Annotated in this window: 23 protein-coding genes; 12 read left to right on the top strand and 11 right to left on the bottom strand. The window is 70.2% G+C overall.

The genetic code is table 11. The features are described 5' to 3' along the window. Nucleotides 1–75 precede the first annotated feature (75 nt). Nucleotides 76–1,326, top strand: a complete 1,251-nt coding sequence (locus JOF43_RS06700) for an MFS transporter (RefSeq protein ID WP_342592101.1) — start codon at nt 76–78, stop codon at nt 1,324–1,326. 87 nt (nt 1,327–1,413) lie between these two features. Here the strand turns inward: JOF43_RS06700 and soxR are convergent, their stop codons facing one another. Then, nucleotides 1,414–1,866, bottom strand: a complete 453-nt coding sequence (gene soxR, locus JOF43_RS06695) for a redox-sensitive transcriptional activator SoxR (RefSeq protein WP_342592100.1) — start codon at nt 1,864–1,866, stop codon at nt 1,414–1,416. A gap of 93 nt (nt 1,867–1,959) precedes the next feature. Here soxR and JOF43_RS06690 point away from each other — a divergent pair, with 93 nt between their 5' ends. The 3 genes from JOF43_RS06690 to JOF43_RS06680 are packed head-to-tail and all read left to right on the top strand — an operon-like array spanning nt 1,960 to nt 4,906. Continuing rightward, nucleotides 1,960–2,610, top strand: coding sequence for a DsbA family oxidoreductase (locus tag JOF43_RS06690; RefSeq protein WP_209900488.1), 651 nt, complete (start codon nt 1,960–1,962; stop codon nt 2,608–2,610). After that, nucleotides 2,610–3,548 carry an NADP-dependent oxidoreductase gene (locus tag JOF43_RS06685; protein WP_245354038.1) on the top strand — a complete coding sequence of 313 codons (939 nt, stop codon included), beginning with the start codon at nt 2,610–2,612 and terminating at the stop codon, nt 3,546–3,548. The genes JOF43_RS06690 and JOF43_RS06685 overlap by 1 nt, the downstream gene beginning before the upstream one ends. Further along, complete coding sequence (locus tag JOF43_RS06680; protein WP_209900486.1) at nt 3,545–4,906, top strand: MFS transporter; 1,362 nt, start codon at nt 3,545–3,547, stop codon at nt 4,904–4,906. The genes JOF43_RS06685 and JOF43_RS06680 overlap by 4 nt, the downstream gene beginning before the upstream one ends. 127 nt (nt 4,907–5,033) lie before the next feature. On the opposite strand, the gene JOF43_RS06675 is transcribed toward JOF43_RS06680, so the two are convergent. The 6 genes from JOF43_RS06675 to JOF43_RS06650 form a co-directional block, all read right to left on the bottom strand. Beyond that, nucleotides 5,034–6,080, bottom strand: coding sequence for a DUF418 domain-containing protein (locus JOF43_RS06675; protein WP_209900485.1), 1,047 nt, complete (start codon nt 6,078–6,080; stop codon nt 5,034–5,036). Nucleotides 6,081–6,194: 114 nt separating this feature from the next. Further along, nucleotides 6,195–6,476 carry a DUF2277 domain-containing protein gene (locus JOF43_RS06670; protein WP_209900483.1) on the bottom strand — a complete coding sequence of 94 codons (282 nt, stop codon included), beginning with the start codon at nt 6,474–6,476 and terminating at the stop codon, nt 6,195–6,197. A 57-nt stretch (nt 6,477–6,533) separates the two neighbouring features. Next, nucleotides 6,534–7,892, bottom strand: a complete 1,359-nt coding sequence (locus JOF43_RS06665; RefSeq protein WP_209900481.1) for an NAD(P)H-dependent oxidoreductase — start codon at nt 7,890–7,892, stop codon at nt 6,534–6,536. Between the two features lie 169 nt (nt 7,893–8,061). Then, nucleotides 8,062–9,078 (bottom strand): TRAP transporter substrate-binding protein, encoded by a 1,017-nt coding sequence (locus tag JOF43_RS06660; protein WP_209900479.1) that lies wholly within the window; start codon nt 9,076–9,078, stop codon nt 8,062–8,064. Nucleotides 9,079–9,137: 59 nt separating this feature from the next. Beyond that, nucleotides 9,138–10,451, bottom strand: coding sequence for a TRAP transporter large permease (locus JOF43_RS06655; protein WP_209900477.1), 1,314 nt, complete (start codon nt 10,449–10,451; stop codon nt 9,138–9,140). Nucleotides 10,452–10,472: 21 nt separating this feature from the next. Continuing rightward, entirely contained in the window at nt 10,473–10,991 is a 519-nt protein-coding gene (locus JOF43_RS06650) for a TRAP transporter small permease (protein ID WP_209900475.1), read from the bottom strand. Nucleotides 10,992–11,295: 304 nt separating this feature from the next. Between JOF43_RS06650 and JOF43_RS06645 the strand changes: the two genes are divergently transcribed. Next, complete coding sequence (locus tag JOF43_RS06645; RefSeq protein ID WP_209900473.1) at nt 11,296–11,970, top strand: GntR family transcriptional regulator; 675 nt, start codon at nt 11,296–11,298, stop codon at nt 11,968–11,970. 126 nt (nt 11,971–12,096) lie between these two features. Here the strand turns inward: JOF43_RS06645 and JOF43_RS06640 are convergent, their stop codons facing one another. Further along, nucleotides 12,097–12,783: a TetR/AcrR family transcriptional regulator gene (locus tag JOF43_RS06640; protein ID WP_209900471.1), complete on the bottom strand. Its 687-nt coding sequence runs from the start codon at nt 12,781–12,783 to the stop codon at nt 12,097–12,099. Nucleotides 12,784–12,846: 63 nt separating this feature from the next. Here JOF43_RS06640 and JOF43_RS06635 point away from each other — a divergent pair, with 63 nt between their 5' ends. Together JOF43_RS06635 and JOF43_RS06630 are read left to right on the top strand one after the other, a co-directional pair. Beyond that, nucleotides 12,847–13,602 carry an SDR family oxidoreductase gene (locus tag JOF43_RS06635; protein WP_209900469.1) on the top strand — a complete coding sequence of 252 codons (756 nt, stop codon included), beginning with the start codon at nt 12,847–12,849 and terminating at the stop codon, nt 13,600–13,602. Nucleotides 13,603–13,764: 162 nt separating this feature from the next. Next, complete coding sequence (locus JOF43_RS06630; protein WP_209900467.1) at nt 13,765–14,934, top strand: low temperature requirement protein A; 1,170 nt, start codon at nt 13,765–13,767, stop codon at nt 14,932–14,934. A gap of 75 nt (nt 14,935–15,009) precedes the next feature. Here JOF43_RS06630 and JOF43_RS06625 read toward each other — a convergent pair whose 3' ends face one another. Beyond that, entirely contained in the window at nt 15,010–16,194 is a 1,185-nt protein-coding gene (locus JOF43_RS06625) for a P-loop NTPase family protein (protein WP_342592099.1), read from the bottom strand. 239 nt (nt 16,195–16,433) lie between these two features. On the opposite strand from JOF43_RS06625, the gene JOF43_RS06620 reads away from it, so the two are divergent. Next, nucleotides 16,434–17,501 carry a M20 family metallopeptidase gene (locus JOF43_RS06620; protein ID WP_209900463.1) on the top strand — a complete coding sequence of 356 codons (1,068 nt, stop codon included), beginning with the start codon at nt 16,434–16,436 and terminating at the stop codon, nt 17,499–17,501. Here the strand turns inward: JOF43_RS06620 and JOF43_RS06615 are convergent. Next, nucleotides 17,490–18,488, bottom strand: a complete 999-nt coding sequence (locus JOF43_RS06615; protein WP_209900461.1) for a LacI family DNA-binding transcriptional regulator — start codon at nt 18,486–18,488, stop codon at nt 17,490–17,492. The two genes, JOF43_RS06620 and JOF43_RS06615, sit on opposite strands and share 12 nt — an antisense overlap. Before the next feature lie 141 nt (nt 18,489–18,629). Between JOF43_RS06615 and JOF43_RS06610 the strand changes: the two genes are divergently transcribed. Genes JOF43_RS06610 through JOF43_RS06595 form a run of 4 tightly spaced genes read left to right on the top strand, consistent with a single transcriptional unit; the run spans nt 18,630 to nt 22,439 of the window. After that, nucleotides 18,630–19,391, top strand: a complete 762-nt coding sequence (locus tag JOF43_RS06610) for a glutamine amidotransferase (protein WP_209900459.1) — start codon at nt 18,630–18,632, stop codon at nt 19,389–19,391. Nucleotides 19,392–19,393: 2 nt separating this feature from the next. Beyond that, nucleotides 19,394–20,452: a DMT family transporter gene (locus JOF43_RS06605; protein WP_209900457.1), complete on the top strand. Its 1,059-nt coding sequence runs from the start codon at nt 19,394–19,396 to the stop codon at nt 20,450–20,452. Next, nucleotides 20,449–21,507, top strand: coding sequence for a phosphotriesterase family protein (locus tag JOF43_RS06600; protein ID WP_209900455.1), 1,059 nt, complete (start codon nt 20,449–20,451; stop codon nt 21,505–21,507). The genes JOF43_RS06605 and JOF43_RS06600 overlap by 4 nt, the downstream gene beginning before the upstream one ends. Next, nucleotides 21,504–22,439, top strand: a complete 936-nt coding sequence (locus JOF43_RS06595; protein ID WP_209900453.1) for a ribokinase — start codon at nt 21,504–21,506, stop codon at nt 22,437–22,439. The genes JOF43_RS06600 and JOF43_RS06595 overlap by 4 nt, the downstream gene beginning before the upstream one ends. 391 nt (nt 22,440–22,830) lie before the next feature. On the opposite strand, the gene JOF43_RS06590 is transcribed toward JOF43_RS06595, so the two are convergent. Next, nucleotides 22,831–23,802 (bottom strand): endonuclease/exonuclease/phosphatase family protein, encoded by a 972-nt coding sequence (locus JOF43_RS06590; RefSeq protein WP_209900451.1) that lies wholly within the window; start codon nt 23,800–23,802, stop codon nt 22,831–22,833. Nucleotides 23,803–24,138 lie beyond the last annotated feature (336 nt).

Raw genomic sequence — 24,138 nt, 5'->3', positions numbered from 1 at the left:
ACCTATAGGATCGGACGGTCCTCACCGCTTCCAGCGTCGGCAGCGATGCCTTGCCCGACCCGCGCTGGAGCCCTCGTGACCTCTCCTTCCCCGAGCCCGCACGCCCCGCTGTCCCCCAGCCGTCTGCGGCTGGTCATCCTGGCCATGTCGCTGGGTGCCTTCGCGATCGGCACCACCGAGTTCGCCAGCATGGGGCTGCTGCCGCAGATCGCGCAGTCCCTTCAGGTGTCCGTCCCGCAGGCGGGCCTGCTCATCACCCTGTACGCCCTGGGCGTGGTGATCGGTGCCCCGCTGGTGACGATCGCCGCGGTGCGGATGCCGCGCTCACGGCTGTTGGTGCTGCTGATCGCCCTGATCGGGCTCGGGAACCTGCTCTCGGCCATGGCACCGGACTTCGCGGTCCTGGGCTCGGCCCGCTTCCTCTCCGGCCTCCCCCACGGCGCCTACTTCGGGGTCGCCTCCTTGGTCGCTGCCCGGCTCTCGCCCGCCGGCCGCCGCGCTCGCTCGGTCTCCCTGGTGATGCTGGGCCTGACGATCGCCACCATGATCGGGGTCCCGGCCTCCACCGCACTCGGCCAGAGCGTGGGCTGGCGCTGGGCCTACCTGATCGTCGTGCTGGTCGCCGCGGTCAGCACCCTCGCGATCTGGCGCCTGGTGCCGGAACCCACGAACACCGGGGCCACCGGGTCGATCCGCGGGGAGCTGCGGGCCCTGCGGCGCGCCCAGGTGTGGTTCGCCCTCGGCATCGGCTCCATCGGCTTCGGCGGCATGTTCGCCGTGTACAGCTACATCGGCGAGATCGTGCCGGGCGTGATGGGGCTCGGCGAGCAGGCGGTGCCGCTCGCGCTGCTCGTGTTCGGCATCGGCATGACGGCGGGCAACATCCTGGCCGGTCGTCTCGCGGACCGCAGCATCTACGGCACCATCTTCCTCGGACTGGCCGGCATGGCGCTCAGCCTCGCCGTGTTCGCGCTCGTCGCCCACCAGGCCGTCGCCGGGATGCTCCTGCTGTTCGTAATCGCCGTGACCTCCCAGCTGATGGGCCCGTCACTGCAGCTGTTCCTGCTGGACGCCTCCCCGGATGCACCCTCCCTCGCCGCGGCCCTGCACCATTCGGCGCTGAACATCGGCAACTCCTTGGGTGCGGCGCTGGGCGCGGCCGTGCTCGCCGCGGGCTGGGGTCTGCTCGCCCCCGCGTGGACCGGCGTCGTGCTCGCCGTGCTGGGCCTGGCGGTCGCCGGCTGGTCCTACCTTGTGCACCGGCGGCAGCAATGGCGGGCCGCGGTTGCCACGTCGGCCACGCCCGAGGTGTCGGTGCCCTGCTGAGCGTTCACGACGACCCGCCATCGCAGGGCCCATCGCTCGAGCACGACACCGACGTCGAGGTCGAGGTCGAACGGTGGCGTGCCGACGTCAGTGGGGAAAACGCCGGGCGCCGGGGCCGACCTTTCCGAGGACATCGTCAGGGTTGGAGTAGGGACAGGACTTCAGGGACAGGCAACCGCATCCGATGCAGTCGGAGAACCGGTCGCGCAGAGCCGTGAGCTCCTCGATGCGGAGGGTGAGGTCGTCGTGCCAGCGCCGCGACAAGCGCTTCCAGTCACGTGCGGTGGGGACGCGCTGATCGGGCAGTTCTGCGAGCGCGTCCTTGATCTCCTCGAGCGATACCCCCACGCGTTGAGCGGCACGGATGAAGGCGATGACCCGCAGTGTGTCCCTGCGGTACTCACGTCGGTTACCGCTGGTACGCCGGCTGGATATGAGGCCGCGGCTCTCGTAGTAGTGCAGGGTCGGAACGCTCACACCGGCACGCTGAGAGACCTGCTGTGGCTTGAGCCAGACGAGCTCGGGCGCGATCCGGGACACCTGCACTCCCCTCTTGACGTCAAGTCGACTTGATGAAGTCGACTGTACCCGGCCGCACCGACCGGGCGGCCGAGATCTGAGGAAGAGGACGTCATGACATCGACCGGGACGGAGCTGCATGTGTGGGCCGACATCCGCTGTCCGTGGTGCTGGATGGGTCATCGTCGGATCGCCGCCGCGATCACGCGGACCGGGGTGCCCGCCAGGGTCGCGCATCGAAGCTACCTGCTGGAGCCGCAGGGCCCGGCGACCGGACGTCGCCTGGTCAGGGACTTAGCGCTCTCCGTCTGGGGACTGAGCAGCGAGGAGTGGGCGGGGCTGCGGGATCGCATCCAGCGTTCAGCTCGGGAGGACGGCCTGACGATCCGAATGGACTCCGTGCGCGCCATCGACTCCCGCGACGCGCATCGGGTCCTCGCCCTGGTCGCAGCGCGCGGACTGGACACCGCTGCCGCGTGGGACGCGATGTTCGCCGCTCATCTGGAACACCACCACGATCTGGAGGACTGGGATCAGCTGGTGCGCATCGGAGTCCAGGCCGGGTTGGACCCCGGGGACGTACGTGCCCTGGCCGAGTCGGATGATTTCGTGACCGACGTGCTCGATGACCATCACGAGGCGCGTTCCCGAGATGTCGGTGAGGTGCCGGCGGTGGTGTGCGGCGCGCGGCAGCTGTCCGGGGCGCGCAGCGTCCACGAGCTGGAGACCTTCGTCCGCTCCGCAGCATCCGGGGCGGTGGCCTGATGCCGGGGATCATGCGGGCGGCAGCGATCGACGAGTTCGGGCCGGCCGACCACCTGAATGTGAGGGAGTTGCCGCTGCCTCAGGTGGGGGACGGCGACGTACTGGTGCGGGTGTCGGTCGCGGGAGTCCAACTGACCGATGCAGCGATCCGTGCCGGATGGACCCCGCCCGGCGCGACCATCACCTTCCCGCAGGTGCTCGGCAACGAGTTCTCCGGCACGATCGTCCAGGTGGGCCGCGAGGTCGAAGGGCTGCGCGAAGGTCAGGAGGTCTCCGGCTTCCGCCTGCTGGGGTGCTACGCCGAGTACGTCAGCGCTCCTGCCGACCAGGTCGTCGTCCTGCCAGCGGATGTCGATCTCCTGACCGCCGGGTGCCTGTCCGCCTCGGGGCAGACTGCGCACACCGCGCTGGATCGGCTCGAGGCCCGGCCCGGCGAGACACTCCTCGTCCACGGTGCCGCCGGCGGTGTCGGCACGATGGCTGTGCAACTGGCGCGCCGACGAGGGCTGCGCGTGATCGGAACCGCCAGCGTGAGCAACCGGGACCACCTGCGCCGACTCGGCGCGATCCCCGTCGTCTACGGAGAGGGTGAACTCGACCGTCTCCGGGAGGCGGCAGGCCCGGACGGGATCGACCTCGCCCTCGACGCGGCCGGCCACGGCAGCCTGACTATCGCCACCGGACTCGTGGAGGACCGTGGTCGCATCGGCTCCCTCGTCGAACCGTCGCTCGCGAGCGAACTCGGTTGCCGGTGGATCACCAGTGACCGGTCCTCCGAGCGACTGGCGGAGTTGCTCACCCTGTGCTCCCGTGGCGAGCTCCACGTCACCGTGCGGGCGCAGTACGCACTCGACCAGGTCGCGGACGCCCACCGGGACGTCGAGACAGGGCACGGCCGCGGCAAGGTCGCCCTCCGGATCCAGCACCGCGCGACATGACCAGGCGCGCTGCCACCGCCCCGGCGGTGACCGCGGAGCGGCTCTGGGCCACGCCCCACCGGACCGCGGTCGCAGGGGTGCTGTGCCTCATGATGTTCATCGCCTTCGAGGCGTACGCGATCGTCACCGCCCTGCCCGTCATCGCCGCTGACCTGCAGGCGGACTCCTGGTACTCCTTCGCCTTCGCGGCAACGGTCACCACCGGGCTGCTCGGGATGATCATCGGCGGGAACTGGGCCGACCGCAGCGGCATCCGCACGCCGCTCGCCGTCGGCGGGAGCATGTTCCTGCTCGGTCTCGCACTCAGTGCGATCGCGCCCGATATGAGCGTGTTCATCGCGGGGCGGCTCCTGCAGGGACTGGGCGGAGGGATCGACTCGGTGATCACGTACGTCCTGATCGCCCAGCTCCTTCCCGAACGGCTGCGTCCGCGCATGTTCGGTCTGCTGGTGACCGCCTGGCTGCTGCCCGCGATGATCGGCCCGCTGCTGACGGGCGTCGTCGTCGACCGACTGCACTGGCGGGCGTTGTTCGTCCTCATCCTCCTCGGCAGCGCTGCTGCACTGATCGCGCTCCTCCACGTCGCCCGTCGCGCCCCGACCCCCCGCTGCGACACTCCGATCCTCGGGCGCCGCGGCCTGTGGGCCGCCGTCGCCTGCCTCGGCGTCGTCGGACTCCACCTCACCGCGCAGCTGGCCACGACGTGGGCGATCACCCTCACTGTCCTGGCCGTCGTGGTGACCGCAGCCGCGACGTACCAGCTCATGCCCGTCGGAACCCTCAGGGCCCGCCCCGGGCCACCCCGGCTCATCGCCGTGAGAGGACTGCTGGGCGCCACCGTCGCAGCGACGGACATCTATCTCACGCACTACCTCCAGCGAGAACTCGACTACTCGCCGACCGGGGCCGGGGTCGTGGTCGCCGTCGGTGCACTGGGATGGTTCACCGGAGCCTGGCTGCACAACCGCTCGAGCGACAGCGGGACTCCCGACCGCCTCGGGCTCGCCGCCGCGTTCGTCGTCATCGGCCCGCTGGCCGTGCTCACCCTCGTCACCGGATTGACGACCGTGCCCCTCGCGGCCGGCGGCTGCGCCCTCATGGGCGCCGGAATGGGGATGGCCTACCCCCGCATCTCCGCCGCAGCTCTCGCCCGCACCGAACCTACGCGCCACGGCCATGTGAGCTCGGCCCTCCAATCGATCGAGCAGCTCAGCACCTCCACCCTGACCGCCGTCACCGGCCTCCTGCTCGTCGCGCTCACGGCCGGTGGCTACACGATCACCTATGCGCTCATCGCTGCCGTCGGCGGCCTGGGCCTCGGCATTCTCGTCCGTCGCCCCGACGCGGAGACGAGCTGATGACATGCGATCTGCTGCGCGGGACCGGGGCCTCGGCGCACCCATGACCTCCGGCGAGAATCTGCCCGGAGACGAGAGCGCACGGCTGCTCACGCGGGCTCGGCGCGGGTCCGGAGACGGCGCCTGTTCAGCGTGCCCGGCCCCAGGTGACCCGTCGCCACAGCGCCTCGAGCGGGCCCTGACCGATGCGGGCGAGCCAGGCCCTCGAGGCGAGAGACTGCACGATGAGCAGCAGCACGCATCCACCCCACAGGGCCACCATCTGCGCATCGGTGATCTCGACGTACTCCTGGCCCAGCGGGGCGAGCCACGGCAGCGCGAACAGCACGCCGAGCACGCTGGCGCCCACGTAGTTCGTCAGCGCCATCCGTCCCAGCGGGACGAAGAACGCACCCAGGACCCGACGGGCGGGGGTGTGCAGCAGCGCACCGAGGATCCCGACCAGGCACAGGCCGCTGCTCAGGCCCGCGATCGAGCTGACCGCGTCGAAGCCTGCGGACTCGGGGCTCCGGAGCTGGAGGACGATGAACGGTGCTGCGAGAAGCGCCGCGGCGAGCGCGAGCACCACGGCGGGCCGGGCGGACTCCTCGACGCGGCGGGGCAGATCCGCCACGGCGGCCGCGAATCCGAGCAGGAACAGACCCGGGATCAGGCTGACGCCGCCGAGCGGTGCGGCCGCCACGGTGAGCACCGCTCCCCCGAGGCCGGCGACGAGCGCTCGCGGCCGCGCCGGCACCCAGGTCAGCGGCAGAAGCACCACGATCCCCACGGTCGCGTACGGCAGCAGGGCCTCCCCGGGCTGCAGGATCTGATGCAGGAAGCCGAGGACGCCGAGCGCGAGCAGGCGACGCAGGAGGACCACACGAGGATGGGTCGCGCGGCGCACGGCCGAGGACCACAGCATCCCGAAGCCCACGCCGAACAGGAGCGAGAAGATCGGGAAGAATCGCTGCTGGACCAGCAGCTGCTGGAGCGTGGAGGACAACGGCGGACGGCCATCCGTCCACGGCACGCTCACGCCGAGGATGGTCCCGACATTCGCGAAGAGGATTCCGCACAGGGCGGCCCCACGCACCACGTCCAGCACCAGGAGGCGCTGAGGGCGCGGGGCAGAGTCCGCGGGCGACGCCGAAGGCGACGCCGTCGGAAGGGTCGAGGAGGTGGAGTCGGTCATGGTGCCATCGTCACGAGACCGTCGGCTCCGCACATCAGCTCGCGGACCGATTCCGCCTGCGTCGGCTCATCCCGGAGTCGGAGAGCACGGTGGCCCGGCGCCTCTCGGCTCGGCTCAGGACGCGGCCGCCTGCCCGAACCGCTTCTCGTTCCGCGCTCGCGCCTTCTCCCGTTCGATCTCGCGGTCCTTCGGGGGCGCGGAGGTGACCAGGTCCGCCAGCAGGTGATCGGTGGCGTGGGCGATCTCGGCGACCGCCCGTTCGAACACCTCGGTGTTCGCCTGCGAGGGCTTGGTCATCCCGCTGACCTTGCGCACGTACTGCAGGGCGGCGTCGTGCACCTCCTGGGAGGTGGTCTCCGGGGCGAAGTTGTACAGGGGTCTGATGTTCCGGCACATGCCGCAAGGCTGGCACGCGGCCGCTCGAGCGGCAATGGCCTGGACGCAGCGGAGACCTCAGATCCCCACGGAACTCCCCGCCCGCGCCATCAGCGCCACCGTCGCCTCCCGCATCTCCAGCACGGTCTCCATCCCCTCGACCATCTCGACGTCCTCCCAGGTGACGATCTCCCCGGCGGCGACGTTGCGCGTCAGTGGGACGCTGTGGGCGAGGGCCACGGGCAGGGCACCGCGCACCACCGAGCCCTCGGCGGAGATGAGCTTGCCGTACACGCAGTAGCCGCCCTCACCGTCCAGGACCTCGCCCGCGGTGAGATCCTTCTTCGCCGTGGCGACCACGTCGGCGTAGAACCCGGCGGGGCTGCCGGTCGCGACCCCGCGCAGGGCGGCGTTCGCGATGGAGATCCCCAGCTCGAGGCCGACGTAGTGGTACGGGCGGTACAGCGCGGCGTAGCGGCCCGAGGGGTCCGGATGCCAGGGGTACTCGGTGAAGCATCCCGCGACGTAATCGTTGGTGGCCTCGACGACGACGAACACGCCTTCCTGGATGTTGTGGTCGATCCAGTGGCCCTCTCGCGTCACCGAGCTCATCACGTCCACGGAGCCGTTGTGGGCGAGCACGCCGCCGTCCTTCTCCGGGCGGCAGATCGTGGCGATCTGCTCGACATCACCGGGAGTGAAGGACAGACCGTCGTCGGAGGGGAACAGGGAGGCGGCGTTGGCGACTGCGGCCATCTCGATCGCAGCCTTCGTGCCGTCACGGAAGGAGGTGTGCATGTAAGGATTCAGCTGGCCCGAGTCGGTCAGCTCCTTCGAGAACTCCCAGTTGTCCCACACGGTGTCGGGGTTCATCTGGTGGTAGTGCGGGAGGTACTTCGCACCCTTGCCGGCGGCGGTGACGGTGAAGCCCGAGGTGCGTGCCCAGTCGACCAGCTCCCAGATCAGCGCCGGCTGGTCACCGTAGGCGAGGGAGTAGACGACGCCAGCTTTCTTCGCCTCGAGGGCGAGGGCGGGGCCGCACAGGGCATCGGCCTCGACGGTCACCATGATGATGTGCTTGCCGCTGCGGATCGCCCGCAGGGCGTGGTCGGTGCCGACGATCGGGTTGCCGGTCGCCTCGACGACGACGTCGAGATCGGCCTCCAGCAGCTGCCCGGCGTCTCCGACCACTGCGGTGCCTCCGCCCGACAGCGCGTGCTCGACGCTGGTGGCGACCTGGTCGGCCGGCCAGTCGACGAGCTCCAGTGCGCCCTCGGCCCGCGGGGTGTTGATGTCGGCGATGCCGACGACGTGCATCCCCGGAGTGTTGCGCACTTGGGCGAGGAACATGGTGCCGTAGCGACCGGCCCCGATGAGGCCGATCTTGAGGGGAGTGCCGACATCCGCGCGGGCCCGGAGGAGTTCGTGCAGGTTCATGGAGATGTCCTTTCAGACGGGAGGGGCGGCCCGGCCGGTGGCGCCGGGCGCGTGCTGTGGGGATGGTGAACGGTCGGGAATGGTCTTCGGCCCGGAACGTGCCCTCGACGTCGAGCTCAGGGCGGCGGACGCGATGGCCTGCGCGCCATGGAGTCCGCCCCGGGTCGACTCATGCTCCACCGCGGATCTGCTCGACCCAAGCGGTGACCTGGTCCGGGAGCTCCTCGATGATGGGCTCGACCTTCTCGACCCAGGCGTCGCGGTCCTCGAGCTCGACGAAGGTCATGCCTTCGTCCTCGAGGGTGGTGCGGTACTCCTCGAGGTTGGTGACGGTGCGTTCGGTGTAGGACGAGCCGACCTCGTCGGCGGCCTCACGGATGATCTGCTGATCCTCCTGCGAGAACTTCGCCAGCGCCTCGCCCCACATGAGGAAGTGATAGTTGGCGTACATGTGCTGGGTGAGGGTGCAGCGGGGCTGCACTTCGTACAGGGCGTTGAAGGTGGCGACGTCCAGAGGATTCTCCTGACCATCGATCACACCCTGCTCGAGCGCGGAGTACACCTCGTCCCACGCCATCGCCTCGGCGCGGGCGCCGAGCATCTGCCAGGTGTCGACCATGGTCTGTGTCGACGGGGTGCGGATCGTGAGCCCCTGGAGGTCCTCGAGGACCGCGACCTCCTGGCTGACGGTGAGGTTGCGAGCCCCGCGGAACATGTTCCCCAGCAGCTCAAAGCCGGTCTCCTCCGTGAGCGTCGTCTTGATCTCGTCACCGAGAGCTCCGTCCCACACGCCCAAGAACTGCTCGTCGGACTCGTAGAGGAACGGAGCGGTCTCCACCGCGGCGAGGTCGCTGTATGCCTCGAGCGCGAGGATCGACTCGATGACGATGTGCGTGGTCCCGAGCTGCAACCCTTCGACCATCTGCTCCCAGGAACCGAGAGTCGAGTTGGCATTGATCTCGACCGTGAGACGGCCCTCGGTGCGTTCCTCGATGAGCTCCTTGAGCTTCTCGGAGCCCTGCTGGCGAGGATCGGTCTCGGAGCCCGCATGCCCGAGCACGAGGTTCTGCGCGCCCCCGCCGTCGCTCGCGGTGCTGTTGGGGCGGAGGCCGGAACAGCCGGCGAGGCCGAAGGTTCCTGCGCCGAGTGCGGCGAGCCCGGTCAGTGACTGCCTGCGAGTAATCATCGTCGAACACTCCTTGTGAGGGTGAGGGCGCACCGGACGAAGACGTCCAGCGCTGGGGGTCAGAAGGTGATGCCGGGCAACCAGGTCGACAGCGCCGGGACGAAGGTCAGCAACAGGAGGAACGCGATCCCGGAGACGAGGAACGGCCAGACGCCCTTGATGCCCTCGAAGATGTCCACCTCGGCGATCTCCGAGGCGAGCATGAGGTTCAGCCCCACCGGCGGGGTCACGAGTCCGAGGCCCATGTTCACCACGATCACGACGCCGAGATGCAGCGGGTCGATCCCGAGCTCCATCGCGACCGGGAACAGGATCGGGATCAGGATGATGATCGCGGCGTTGGCCTCGATGAACATCCCCACGATCAGCAGCAGCACGTTGATCAGCAGGAGAATGACGATCGGGTTCCCCGAGAGCTCGAGCAGCGCCCCGGCGATCGATTGCGGCACCCCGCCGGAGGTCAATGCCCACGAGTACAGCTGCGCAGTGGCCATCACCAGCAGGATCAGCCCGATCAGACCGATCGAATCCTTCATGGCCTCGTAGATCTTCACAGGGGTCAGTTCCCGATAGATGAAGACCCCGACGAGCAGGGAGTAGGCGACGGCCATTCCCGCCGCCTCGGTGGGCGTGAAGATGCCGCCCCTGATGCCGACCAGGATCAGGACGGGCAGCATGAGCGCCGGGATCGCGCTCCAGAGCGCAGGAAGGAAGGCAGGGATGTCCTCCTTGGGTGTCCTTCCGATCTCCCGGGGATCCACCGTCGCCCGCGACGTCTGGTCGAATCCTCGGCGCTTGACCGTCAGGAGCACGGTCACCATGAGCACCGCCATGTAGATGACGGCGGGGACGATTCCGGCGAAGAAGAGCTGGCCGATCGAGGTGCCGGTGACGACGCCGAAGAGGATCAGAGTGATCGAGGGAGGAAGGATCGGCGCGATGATCGCGGAGGCGGCCGTCACTCCCGCGGCGTAGGCGGCCGTGTAGTTGCGCTCCTTCATGGCCGGGATGAGGATCCGGCCGAGCGAGGAGACGTCGGCGACCGACGAGCCCGACAGCCCGCCGAAGAACACCGACGAGAGGATGTTGGTATGGGCCAGGCCCCCGGTGAGCCTGCCGACGATCGCGTCGGCGAGGCCGAGCAGGCGCTTGGAGATCCCACCGACGTTCATGAGCCCGCCGGCGAGGATGAACAGCGGGACGGCCAGCAGCGGGTACGGGATGATGCCGGCGACGATCCGCTGGGCACCGATCGCGAGGTCGTTCGTGGTCATCAGGTACAGCGTGATCAGCGAGGCACCGGCCAATGCGAAGCCGATGGGGATGCGGGCGAGCATCCCCGCCCCGAATGACCCCAGGAGCATTCCACCCATGTCAGTCGTTCCCTTCCTGGTTCAGAGCGCTTGCTCGGCGGGGTCGACCTCGACGGTGCGCGGCGCGACGAATCGACGCACGAGCACCTCGAGCTGGAACAGGAAGCTGAGACCGAAGCCGACGGGGACGGCGAGCATCTGCCACCCCGAGGAGATGCCGAGACTGGGCAGGCTGCGCTGGAACGAGGTTCCGAGCATCTCGACACCGTGGACGACGAGCGTCCCGCAGATCACCAGCACCACCAGTGAGGCGACCGTGAACATCGTCTTCTGCAGCCGCTCGGGGCGACTCCGCCAGATGTCGACGAGCATGTGACGTCCGCTGCGCACTCCCAGGGGGATCGCGAGCAGAGCCGTCCAGACGAAGGCGGTCTGCGAGAGCTCCGGCGCCCACGCGGTGGACTGGGAGGTCACGTAGCGGGCGACCACCTGCCACACCACCGTGAGGACGATGACTCCGAGGGAGATCACCGCGGCGACCATGACCACTTTCTCGACCGCGTCGAGGACCTTCCTGACGATGTTCGACTGCCACTGCACGCCGGCACCTCCGTCGGCTCCGTCTGGTGATGTAGGCACTGCCCTGGGCGATCTGGGGCGTGCCGGTGATGTAGGCGACCTCGTGGCCGTTGCGCTGCGATGACGCCCGATCGATGACGGGCGCCCTGCGCGCGGGATCGCCGGCGGAAGGCGGTGCGTCTCTGAGACGTCGAGGACTTCTGTGTCCGTCCGGTATGGCGATGGCGCCCGGCGGTGATCAGGACCCTACGAGTCGAACTGTTGGACTGTCAACAACAGTCTGTCGACAGTTGCCAGAACGGGTCGGCCGCGATTCAATGCGCAGATGGCTTCCTCCGCAGCAGCACTCCCCTCGCTCCAGGTCAGCAACCTCCGCAGCCAGGCGCTCGTCGCTCTGCGCGAGGCGATCGTGATGGGGACCTTCGAGCCGGGCATGCATCTCGCGGAGGTGCGCCTGGCCGGCGATCTCGGGATCAGCCGCGGCACGCTGCGCGAGGCTCTGCGACAGCTCGAGCAGGAGGGCCTCGCCGTGACCGACGGCCGCGGGCGGCTCCACGTGCGCTCCCTGGATGCGCGCACGGTGCGCGATGCCTTCCGCGTCCGCGCCAGCCTCGAGACCCTGGCCGTGCAGACCGCGGCAGACCTCCCTCGTCCGGAGAGGGACGCGGCACTCAGTGCCCTGCGCGGGGCGCTCGAGGCCATGCGCGAGGCCGAGGGCGGTTCGCTCCACGCGAGCCTGGAGGCCGACGTGGAGTTCCATCGCACCCTGTGCCGGGTCTCGGGGAATCAGCCGCTGCTGCAGTCCTGGGAGCAGATCTCCGGGGTGGTGCGCATGTCGATCATGTTCGCCGGGGCGGAGAAGGCGCGACAGAACGTCGCCGCCGACCGGCACCACGAGGTCATCGATCTGATCGAGACGAGTCCGAGCGACCTCGAGGCGCGCATGAGGGCGCACATCCTGCAGGTGCTCGAGGACTTCGATCTCGCGCTTCAGGAGTGACCGCGGCGCGTATCGAGCGGCCGCCCGGCGTCGGCGCCGTCCGCCCGGACGACCGCGATCGACGTGGGCGGCCCAGCGAACCTCGGCGCGGACGCGGCGGTCGCACCCTGCGGTCCAGGTGACCGGTCAGCGCGGCTGCTGGCCGCCGAGCGTGGTGAGCCACTCGATGAGCAGCTGCGTCTGGGGTCGGCCGAGGGTCTCGGGGTGAGCGGCCGCGATCTCGATCGCTGCGGCCAGCGGATCGTCCCGGCCGACGTCCGTGCCGGTGATCGCCGCGATCGTCCCCTCGCGCACGGCCTCGGAGAGCTCCGGGTCCGGTGCCGCCAGGATGATCAGGCGCAGGGTGACGCCGATGTTCGTCACCAGGACATGGGCTGCGGCCTGCTCCGAGGGCACGACGAGCCGTCCCTGCGCGGCGGCGCGGGCGGTGAGCGCGCGCAGGAGCTCGCTCGGTCGTGATTGCGCCGCCGGAGAGTGGCCGGGACGGATCGTGCCGTACATGAGGGTGTAGAAGCCGGGATTGGCGAGGCCGAAGGCGACGTGGGCGTCCCAGCCGGCGCGGATGTCCTGGATCGGGTCCCCGGAAGACTCCATCGCGACCTTCTCGCCGAGATACACGTCGAAGCCGTACTCGATGACCGCGTCGATGAGGCCCTGCTTCGAGCCGAAGAAGTGGTACAGGGTCGGCATCTTGACGCCGACGGCATCGCACACGGCGCGCAGCGAGAAGTCCTCCCCGGGAGCGGACGCGATGAGATCCGCGGCCGCCGAGATCAGCCGCTCTCGTGTATCGCTTCCCGCACGCTCTGTCACACTGCTACAGTACCTCCGTATCGTTGCTATGGCGATGCATACCACTGATATGGAGGTAGTGACATGAGTGAGCACACGCTCGAAGACAAGAAGGTCCTCATCGCCGGTGGGGCGAAGAACCTCGGTGGGCTGATCGCCCGGCAGGTCGCCGGGGCCGGTGCGGACGTCGCGATCCACGTCCACTCGGACTCCTCCCGCGCGGAGGCCGAGCAGACGCTGGCCGCCGTCGAGGCCGCTGGCGCCACGGGGACGATCCTCCAGGGAGATCTCACGGTGCCCGCCGAGGTCACCCGCGTGTTCGCCGAGGCCGAGGCCGCGCTCGGCACCCTCGACATCGCGGTCAACACGGCCGGCAAGGTCCTGCGCAAGCCCATCGTGGAGACCACGGAGGACGAGTACGACGCGATGTTCGACATCAACTCCAAGGCGGCCTACTTCTTCATCCAGGAGGCCGGCAAGCGCCTGGCCGACGGCGGCAGGATCATCACGATCGTCACCGCCCTGCTGGCCGCCTTCACCGACGGCTACTCGACCTATGCCGGCGGCAAGTCCCCCGTCGAACACTTCACCCGCGCCGCGGCCAAGGAGTTCGCGGGCCGGGGCCTCTCGGTGACCGCAGTGGCACCGGGCCCGATGGACACGCCGTTCTTCTACGGCCAGGAGACCCCGGAGCGAGTGGAGTTCCACAAGTCCCAGGGCCTGGGCGGCCGGCTCACACAGATCGAGGACATCGCCCCGATCGTGCGGTTCCTGGCTTCCGAGGGCGGGTGGATCACCGGCCAGACGATCTTCGCCAATGGCGGCTACACCACCCGCTGACCGCCGCAGAGAATCTCCCGTCGACCCCGAGGAATGGCTCCTGTCGACGCCGAGAGGTCCCGAGCCCGTGGCCCCGCTCCTGCAGCGCGTCACCGCGCATATTGAGCGGGCCCCCGGCGCCGGCGCCTGCCCGCACGCCCTTCCCACCACGAGGTACCGACCATGAGTTCCGCATCCGTGGCTCGTACTGGCCCGCACCGCTCCGAGGTCGCGCCCGTCGAGCTGTTCTTCGATCTCGTCTACGTCTTCGCGATCATCCAGCTGTCCCATCTGCTCATCGAGCACCTCAGCTGGATCGGCGCCGCGCAGACCGTGATCGTCTTCGCCGCCGTGTGGTGGGGGTGGAACTACACCGCCTGGGCGATGAATTGGCTGAACCCCTCCCGCACCCCGGTGCAGCTGCTCACTGCGGCACTCATGCTCGCGGCGCTGGGGATGTCGATCGCGATCCCCAGCGCGTTCGGCGGCGGGGCATGGCTGTTCGTCGGCTGCTATCTCGCCATGGGCATCCTGCGGCCCGTCTTCATGATGGTGGCCTTCCGCGGCCAGCAGCTCGCGACGAACTACCGCATGCTGCTGCTGTGGACGCTCCTGGCGGGGGTGTTCTGGGTCGCCGGGGCGGCCCTTCCGGAGCACTGGCGACTGCTGCTCTGGCTGATCGCGGTCCTCGTCGATTATGCGGCGCCGCTGGCCCACTATCGCCTCCCCGGCATCGGCTCCGCCCCGATGCATCTGTGGGATGCCGACCCCGAGCACCTCGCCGAACGCAATCGCCTCGTGTTCATCATCGCCCTGGGCGAGTCGATCCTGCTCATGGGCGGATCGATCGTCGATCACGGTCACCTCACCGGAGCTCTGACGCTGAGTTTGGTCGTCGGCTTCGCCTCGCTGTTCGTGCTGTGGTGGAACTACTTCGCTCTCGCGGGCCCCGAGACGGTGGGCGGTGACTCCTCGACCGGAGCCCTCCGTTCCGCCTACGCCTACGCGCACGCCCTCATGGTGCTCGGGGCGATCCTCGTCGCCGTGTCCATCGAGCTCCGGCTGACCCATGACCATCTGACCCCGGCCACCATCCTCGTCACCACGGCAGGCCCGCTGGTCTATCTGGCCGGGAACCTGTTCTTCCTCCGCTCGCGCTTCGGGCGTCTGGCGCGCTCGCGCTTCCTCGCCGCCGGGGCGCTCGTGGTCATCGCCGTGATCGCGCTGCTCCTGCAGCACACGATCCCGGTGATCGCGCTCAGCGTCGCCGTGCTCGCCGTGACCGCGACCCTCGCCGCGACCACCGTCCACGCGCGCCGGGTCTCGGAGAATCGCGCCGCCCTCGACGCGTGAGGCGGGTGGCGGCCGATGAGCGGTGGATCGCGTCGTGACGCTCGGGGCAGAGCGCTCCGCACGGGTGGGACTCGGTCATTGCACGACTTCCGGCCACGCGCTCGTCAGGTACGCCTCAACGGCGCGATGACGAAAGCTGTACGGCCGCCCGCGCCTGATGATGCCGCGCGTCGAGTCCAGGCGCTGCGACGTCGGGCCGGCGTCGGAGGCTCGCCTGTGGCCCATCGCGTCTGCGATGCGGGTAAGCGTCCGCTCCTCCTGATCGAGCTCGGCCATCGCCTCGACGAACTCACGCTCTCTCGTCGGCAGACGGGAGAGGATCCGTTCGACGTGAGCCTCCGCTTCTCCGCGGGCACCTTCCCAGCCGATGAACACGTGCTCGGCGGTGATGACGTCTCCTGTACCCGCATACCAAGCACGTTCGCCGGCGAGCTGGAACAGGAAAGGTTCGCCGCAGCAGAGACCGACGATCGCTTCTACTGCGGCCGGTTCCATGACGATCCGACTGACCCCTCCCCTCCGATCTGCTACCTCCCAACCATTGCTCACGAATTCCTGCAGCGCGACCGTCAAGTCTTCGTCTTCGATCGGCCCGAGCGTCGTGGTCTGGAACCGCCGCGCGAAGGTCGCCCCTTTGCGCGCGCCGGCCATGTCTGCGAACTCCGAGAGGCCCGTGAGGTAGACGGCGATGGGCAGCGCCCGATGGAACTCCGCCCCGCCGGGCGCGGTCACCGCTTCGTCATGGGTCAGCGCGTCACCGAGCGCGACGAGGAGCTGCGACAGAGCATGGTCATCGGTGATGTTCTGCATCTCGTCGATATGGATCAGCGCGACGACGTCTCCGCGGGCAACCGCAGCACGACCGATCTCGATCAGGAGCGCGGTGAGTGCCGTGTACGGCTCGGGCCCGTCCTGACGGCGCAACGAGAGCGAGAGCCCCGCCGCCGCGACCGCCTCGACACGACCGATGATCTCGGCGATCTTCCGCTCGCGTGCGCTCGGCAGACCGGCCCGGTCGGCCAACTGCAGTAGTGCCTCCGCGACCCTCTTCAAGGGGTCAGCACCGGACGGGATCCTCAGCTGCGGAGTGACCCAGTCACCCGACGCCGCAGCCGTACCGGCGATCCGGCGCACCAGGGAGGACTTCCCCAGACCCGCCTCACCGAGAATCGTGCGGCCGCGCTCGTGAATCCCCGCCACTCGACGCGGACGCACGACGTCACGCCAGTCGCTGAGCTGGGCGATGCGACCCGCCCACACCTGCGGAACCGTGTCCGAGCCAGGGCTGAAGGGGGAATCGAGAGGGGTGCGCATGACGATAAATTTATCACGGCTGGCTAGGCTTGATAAATTTATCGCGCCGCTACGTGTAGGCCCTCGTTCCTCGCCCGAGCCCCACGCTTACGCAGCCGTCACGCCGGTACCCTCGCTGCATACGTCCGGGCGACACCGCCCGGCACGATCCGCCGCCCCACCCCTCACCCAGCCGGGAGGCACCGTTGATCGACCCCCTCACCCTCGCGTCGGACCTCATCCGCATCCCCAGCCCGTCCGCCGACGGCGACGGGATGCGCGCGGTCCAGCGGCACGTCGCCGAGGTCGTCCGTGAGCACGTCCCCGACGCCCGGATCCGCACCGGGGGCGAGGAGCGTCCGTGGACGCTGCTGACCGTCGGCCCGGGCGGCCCCGCTCCGTTGTTCGCCTGCCACACCGACACCGTGCCGGTGGGCGATGCCCAGCGGTGGTCGCGCGACCCGCTCGGCGGCGACCAGGAGGAGGGCCTGCTGCACGGACGGGGAAGCGTGGACATGAAGGGCGGGCTCGCCGCGGCGGCCGCCGCCCTGGTGCGCGCCGCCACGGAGGGCGCGAGCGGGCATCTGCTGCTCACGGCCGACGAGGAGATCGGCTCGCTCGGTGCCCAGCGCACCGGCGGGATCCTGGCAGAACTCGACCTGAGCGGCATCATCATCCCCGAGGCCACGGGGCTCAGCGTGCGCTGCAGCCATCGTGGGGCCTGCTGGCTGCGGCTGATCTCCCGCGGGCGGGCGGCGCACGGCTCCGCCCCGGAGCGCGGGGTGAACGCCGTGCTCCGACTCGCGGGGGCGCTGGGCCCCGCCGCGGCGTCGGTGCCGCTGCGCCGCGACGAGGTGCTCGGGGCGGAGACCGCCTCGATCGGCACGTTCGACGGCGGCGACGCCACGAACATCGTGCCCGCGACGGCGGTCGCGACCCTGGACCAGCGCACCATCGCCGATTCGGCGCCGCTGCTCGCGCACTGGCGCGCGGTGGACGGGATCGACGAGGTCGAGACGATCCTCGATCTCGCGGCGCTGCGCACCGACCCGGATCATCCCTTCGTGCGCGAGCTGCCCGCTCTCGCGGACCCCTCCCCCGTCACCTACTTCACCGATGGTTCGGTCATGCAGGGCTTCCGGCCGGACGTGCCGGTCGTCGTCTGGGGTCCGGGCGATCCGACGCAGATGCACTCCGTGGACGAGCACCTCGAGATCGACCAGCTGACGGAGGCCGCAGACCTGTTCGCCCAGGTGCTGCTCTCAGGTCGCTGAGGGCAGGGGCCCCGCGACCGATTCCGCGATCCGCAGCTCCATCGGCAGCAGTCGCGTCGTCGGCTCGGCGCCTGCGCTCACCGCATCCACCAGGTCGAGCGCGGTGCGGGCCAGCTCGGCGAGCGGCTGGACGACCGTGCTCAGCCGCGGGGTCACCCAGGCCCCCTGCTCGATCCCGTCGAAGCCGATCAGCGAGAGATCCTCCGGCAGGCGCACGCCGTGCATGGGCGCGGCCGCGGCCATGCCGACCGCCACGATGTCGCTCGCGGCGAAGACCGCCGTCGGTGGATCGGCCAGTCGCCGCACCCGCGACAGGGCGCTCGCTCCGAAGGACTGCGAGTACGGCCCCTCGAGCACCAGCTGGGGATCCGTCTCGAGACCGGCGTCGCGCAGCGCCCGCAGGTATCCGCGCAGCCGGTCGCGGGCGGACCCCAGCTCACCGGGGCCGGCGACGTGCGCGATGCGCCGGTGGCCACGGCTGAGCAGGAAGGTCGTGGCCTGGTAGGCGCCTTCGAAGTTGTCGGCCCCGACGAAGGCCCGGCGCTCGGCGAGAGAGCCGTCGAGCCCTTCGTCGAGCACGACGAACGGGAAGTCCTCCGGGACGTCGACGAGGACGGCGCTGCTGCCGGTCATCGAGACGAACACGGCGGCGTCGACACCCGTGCCGCCGCCGTGGGCGCACTGCGCCACGATCCTGTGTTCACGGGTCTCGAGACCGTCCGAGACGAACACGGAGACCTCCAGCCCGCGGTGGTGAGCAGCGTCCGTGAGGGCCTGCGTCAACTGCGCGAAGTACGGGTTCGCCAGTTCGGGGATGATCAGCGCGAGGTTCTTGACCTCGCTGTGCGGCGCCGAGAACCCGGTGGCCTCCATGGCTGCGCGGATGCGCGCCTCGGTCTCGGCGCTCAGCTGCAGCTGCCCCTTCACGAAGCGCGAGACGGTCGACGTCGAGACGCCCGCCTCGCGGGCGACGGCGGAGATCGACATGGGGCCCCTTCCAGTTGCGCTGCGCCGACAGGGTACGCGGGAACGGCTTGCCCTCAGAACGCCGGGGGCCTATCGTCGACCCGCACAAGCTTTGCGCAATCGTTGCGCAACACACCGTATCGCGAGTTCGAGGAGGAACACATGGCACAGGTTCTGCTGGCCGGGGAGTCATGGGTGAGCGCCACCATCGACCACAAGGGGTACGACCCCTTCCCCCACACCCAGGTGCAGATCGGCTGCGCACAGCTCCTCGAGGTGCTGCGCGACGGTGGCCACGACGTCACGCACCTGCGCTCCCACGACGTCGCCGAGCAGTTCCCGCTCAGCCGCGAAGAGCTCGACGCCTATGACGTCGTCCTGCTCTCCGACGTCGGCTCCAACACGCTGCTGCTGCCGCCCCAGGTCTTCGACGGGGGCAGGCCGGCCCCCAACCGCCTGCACCTGCTGCGCGACTGGGTCCGCGACGGCGGCGGACTGATGATGGCCGGCGGCTACCTCTCCTTCCAGGGGTTCGGTGCGAAGGCGAACTACGCGGGCACCGCGATCGAGGAGATCCTGCCGGTGGACATCCACCGCTGGGACGACCGCATCGAGGCGCCGCAGGGCGTCCACGGCCGCCTGACCGGCAGCGACCATCCCGTCGTGGCCGGCCTCGATCAGACCTGGCCGATCCTGCTGGGCTACCAGCAGCTGGTGGCGAAGCCCGACGCCACCGTCCTGGCCGAGGTCGACGGCGACCCGCTGCTCACGGTCCGCGCCGTCGGCGCCGGCCGCACCCTCGCCTTCGCCTCGGACGTCTCCCCGCACTGGGCGCCCTCGGAATTCATGGAGTGGGACGGCTACGCTTCCCTGTTCGGCCAGGCCATGACATGGCTCGCCGGGACCCAGGACACGGAGGACTGACCATGACCACCTCCCCGGACAACGTCGTCCACGACCGCCCGCCGGTGGCGAAGACCGCCTCCGTCGGCCTCTTCGTGCTGTTCACGGTGCTGGCCGGGACGCTCGGGCCGATGCAGTCCGCCGTCAACGGACGTCTCGGCGCCGACCTCGGCGACGGGCACCTGGCCTCGATCGTCTCCTTCGGCAGCGGTCTGCTGCTGATGCTGGTGATCATCCTGCCGCGCCCCTCGACCCGTCGCGCCTTCCTGGCCCTGCCGGGTCACCTCCGTCGCGGCACGATCCCGTGGCCGAACTTCTTCGCCGGCCTGTGCGGCGCGATGATCGTGCTGTCCGAGGGGATCTCCGTGGGAGCGCTGGGCGTCGCGACCTTCCAGACCGCGCTGATCTCCGGCATGGTCATCTCCGGCGTGGTGTGCGACCGGCTCGGAATCGGCATCCCGTTCAAGCAGGCGCTGAGCGTCTTCCGCCTCGTCGGAGCCCTGCTGGCCGTCGTCGCGACCGTCCTGGTCGTCTCGCCGAACTTCCAGACCCCCCATGCGCTGGCCCTGATCGTCCTGCCCTTCGCGGGCGGACTGCTCGCCGGCTGGCAGCCGGCCGGCAACTCGAACATCGGGAAGCTGGCCGGCTCGATGCTGGTCTCGATCACCTGGAACTTCCTCATCGGCTTCGCATTCCTCACGGTCGCGTTCCTGATCCGGATGAGCACCGGTCACGCGAGCTTCGCCCTGCCGGACACCTGGTGGATGTACCTCGGCGGGCCGCTCGGCCTCGCCTCGATCGCCCTGATGGCGCTCCTGGTGCGACGACTGGGTCTGCTGCTGCTCGCCCTCGCCTCCACGGCCGGCCAGCTCGTCGGCTCGATCCTCATCGACTCGTTGCTGCCCGGCATGGGGGTCGTCCACGTGGTGACGGTCCTCGGCGCCCTGGTGGCCCTGTGCGCCTCCGCGATCGCGATGATCCCCTCGAAGCACGTGCGGGATGATGAGGCACCGCGCCAGATGGGCGCGCACGACGGTCAGGAGCCGGACTCCGAGCCCGAGTCCCAGGAGGTCCGCTCATGACGGCCGCGCCCCGCTCCGTGCAGACGGTGACTGGTGCCGTGGCGGCCGAGGATCTCGGCGTGGTCCTCCCCCACGAGCATCTGTTCAACGACCTCAGCGGATGCCTCGTCGACCCGTCCTATCCCTTCAGCCGGATCCTTCCCGGCCGCGCCGTCGAACCATCCCTGCAGTGGGCGCTGAGGCAGGACCCGTACTGCAGCGCGGACAACGTCGCCCCGAAGGATCTCGCGGAGGTGCGCGCCGAGGTCGTCGCCTTCCAGGGCGTCGGCGGAGGCACGATCGTCGACGCCACGGGCTCCCCGGCGATCGGACGCTCCCCGGCCGACCTCGTCCGTCTCTCCGAGCAGACGGGCCTGCATGTCGTGATGTCCACCGGCCCCTACCTGGAGAAGTTCGAAGGGGACCGGATCTCGGCCTCCGGGATCGACGAACAGGCACAGCTCATCCTCACCGAGCTGCGCGACGGCGTCGGCGACCAGCGCGTGCGCGCCGGCATGATCGGAGAGGTCGGCGTCTCCCCCGGCTTCACCGACGGCGAGCGCAGCAGCCTCCGGGCCGCGGCGCTCGCCCAGCACGACAGCCCCGGCACCGCGCTGAACATCCATCTGCCCGGCTGGCAGCGCCGGGGCGAGGAGGTGCTCGACATCGCCGTGGCGGAGATGGGCGCGGATCCCTCGCAGCTCTCCCTCGCCCACAGCGATCCCTCCGGGGCCGACGTCGACTACCAGCGACGCCTCCTGGATCGCGGGGTGTGGCTCGAGTTCGACATGATCGGGCTGGACATCACCTTCCCCGGCGAGGGCGCCTCCCCCGCAATCACCGACACCGCCGACGCCGTCGCCCGGCTGGTCGAGCTCGGGTACGGCGACCAGATCCTGCTCAGCCACGACCTGTTCCTCAAGCAGATGTGGGCCGGCATGGGCGGCAACGGGTTCCTCCCCGTGCCGACGGTGTTCCTCGAGCTGCTGGCGGCGCGCGGCGTCGAGCGGGCTCGGGCCGAGCAGCTCATCACGAGCAACCCCCAGCGATACCTCGGCGGAAGGGAGCGGCAGTGACCGCGCGGAACGAGGAGGCCGAGGGCTGGATCCTCGTCATCGGCTCCGTGAACGTCGACCTCGTCCTGAGCGTGGTCCGGCATCCGGAGCCGGGCGAGACCCTCGCCGGCACCGGATCGCGCCGCTCACCGGGCGGGAAGGGCGCCAACCAGGCCTGCGCCGCCGCCCGACTGGGCGGTGACGTCCGCTTCGCGGGCCGCACCGGGATCGGGGCGGACGCGGACCTCGCCCTCGACCTGCTGCGGGACGCCGGGGCGGACCTCAGCGCCACCGACCAGATGCCGGACGTCGAGACCGGGCTGGCGGTCGTCACCGTCGACGAAGCCGGCGAGAACAGCATCGTGATCATCCCGGGGGCGAACGGCTCCTGGACCCCCGAGCACGTGCGCGAGCTCGGAGATGCCGTGGCCGCGAGCGACCTCGTCGTCTCCCAGGGGGAGATCCCGGCGCTGGCCGTGGACCAGATCGCACAGCTCTGCGCGACCACCGGCACGCGGTTCCTGCTGAACCTCGCCCCGGTGATCGACGTCGCCGTGAGCACGCTCGCCACGGCGGATCCCCTGGTCGTCAACGAGCCGGAGGGGCGCCTCGCGCTGACCGCGCTGACGGGCGACACGGCCCCGGAGGAGGATGCGGGGACCGTGCGCGGACTGCGCGAGGCCGGTGTGCGATCCGTCGTCATGACCCGCGGCGCGCGCGGCGCACTGGTGAGCGTCGACGCCACGACCACGGAGATCAGCTCCCCGAGGGTCCACGCTGTGGACACCACCGGGGCGGGCGATGCCTTCGTCGGCGCACTCGCCCTGGGGCTCGCCCGCGGCGAGAGGGTGGAGGATGCGTGCCGTCTGGCGGTGCGGGTGGGGGCGTACTCCGTGACGCGGGGCGGGGCGCAGCCGTCGTACCCGCGGCCGAGCGACGTCCTGCCCGGGTGAGGCGAACACCCCGCTCCGGGCCTCGACGCACACCCCTCTCCACGACTCGGCACCCCTCTCCGCGGCCCGGCGCACCCCACTCCACGACGCAAAAGGTTCCACGATCGCGGCACCTTTCACGACGTGGCGCCGACAGCCCGTGACTGAGCGCCCCCAGCCCCTCGCACCCCACCCCGCGACGCAGAAGGTTCCAGTATCTCGGCACCTTTCACGACGTCGCGCAGGCAGCCCGTGACCGAGCACCCGCGGCCCCGCGCACCCCACCCCGCGACGCAGAAAGTTCCACAATCGCGGTACCTTTCACGACGTCACGCCGGCAGTCCCGCATCGCGCTCTGCTCACGGGCAGCCGCCTCACACAGCGCTCCCGGACCCCACCTCCGCGCGGCACCTCACGCCGGGAAGGTCAGGGCCGTCCTCGTCGCGAGGTGGTCGCTCTGGCCGGCCCGGAAGGAGGTCGCGGAGGTGACGTCGAGACCGCTGACGAAGACGTGGTCGATCCGGGCGACGGGCGCCTCCGCGGGCCAGGTGAACCCCGGCGAGATCCCCGTCGGCCGCACCCAGTCCGCAGCGGCGCGCAGCGGGCGCAGCGCGGGATCCGTGGGGGCGGCGTTGAAATCCCCGACCACGAGGATCCGCTCCGAGGAATCCGCGGCGACCACGTCGGCGACCTCGGAGAGCATGGTGTCGCGGCCCTCCTGCTCACCGAGGCGCACGGACGCGGCGTGCACCAGGTACAGCGCGACGTCCCCGGCGGGGGCCTCGACGGTGACGCGCGCGGCCCGCTTCCACCCCAGCCCCAGTGAGAGCGGCTCTCCCTCCCCGAGCGGATATTGGCTCCAGACCCCCTCCGTCCCGACCCCGTACTGGTACGGGTAGGCCTCATCGAGGGCTGCGCGCGCCGCATCACGACTGTCGGCGTCGAGCTCCGTGAGGGCGATGACCGCCGCACCGGCCTCGACGGCGGCCCGGGCGGACTCGGCGGCCGTCCCGGATTCGGCGCGCACGTTCTGCGCGATGACGACCATCGACTCGTCCCCCGCATCCGGGCCAGGGTGCGGCAGGGCCGGAGCCATCGCCACGCCCCAGACCAGCGCCGGGACCAACAGCGCTGCCGCGCTGCGACGCGCCGTCCACAGCGCGATGACCAGGGTGAGGACGAGCGGGATCACCAGCCAGGGAAGCAGGACCGAGCCGATGGTTCCCACCACGCCCGGGACCCAGTTGCTCACGATCAGCGCGAGCATCACCACCGCGAGACCGATCACCACCAGTCCGCGCCACCCGGGTGAGCGAGCCGGCACGGGCGCTGGCGCGGGCTGGACGTCCGGGGACGGTGCCTGCGAAGGCGGGGCGGACTCCATGGAGACTCCTCACGAACGGCCGGATCACTGCCAACTGATCGGCGCTGTGGGACCCGGAGCAGCGCTCGCGAGCGCTCGCCTCGCCTCCGCCGTCGGTCACCACCGTGCCGAGTCCGCACTGTAATGCGATATCACCTGGGAAAGCGGGTTCGGCCGGGCCCTCGTGCCGACCTTCACGACCGGTGCGCAGATCCGGCGAAGACCTGCGGCGTGTCGTGTGGAGGAATGGTCGGAGCCGGAATTTCCCGAGCACGGGCACCGCGGCTCAGGGGGCCAGTTGCCCGCACGGAGCCCGAACCGCTCAGCCCGGCGCCGGGACCCCGCGGACCGGCGGCT

This window comes from Brachybacterium sacelli, from assembly GCF_017876545.1.
GTDB classification, from domain to species: Bacteria; Actinomycetota; Actinomycetes; order Actinomycetales; family Dermabacteraceae; genus Brachybacterium; species Brachybacterium sacelli.
This window is presented reverse-complemented; position numbering and strand designations above follow the sequence as displayed.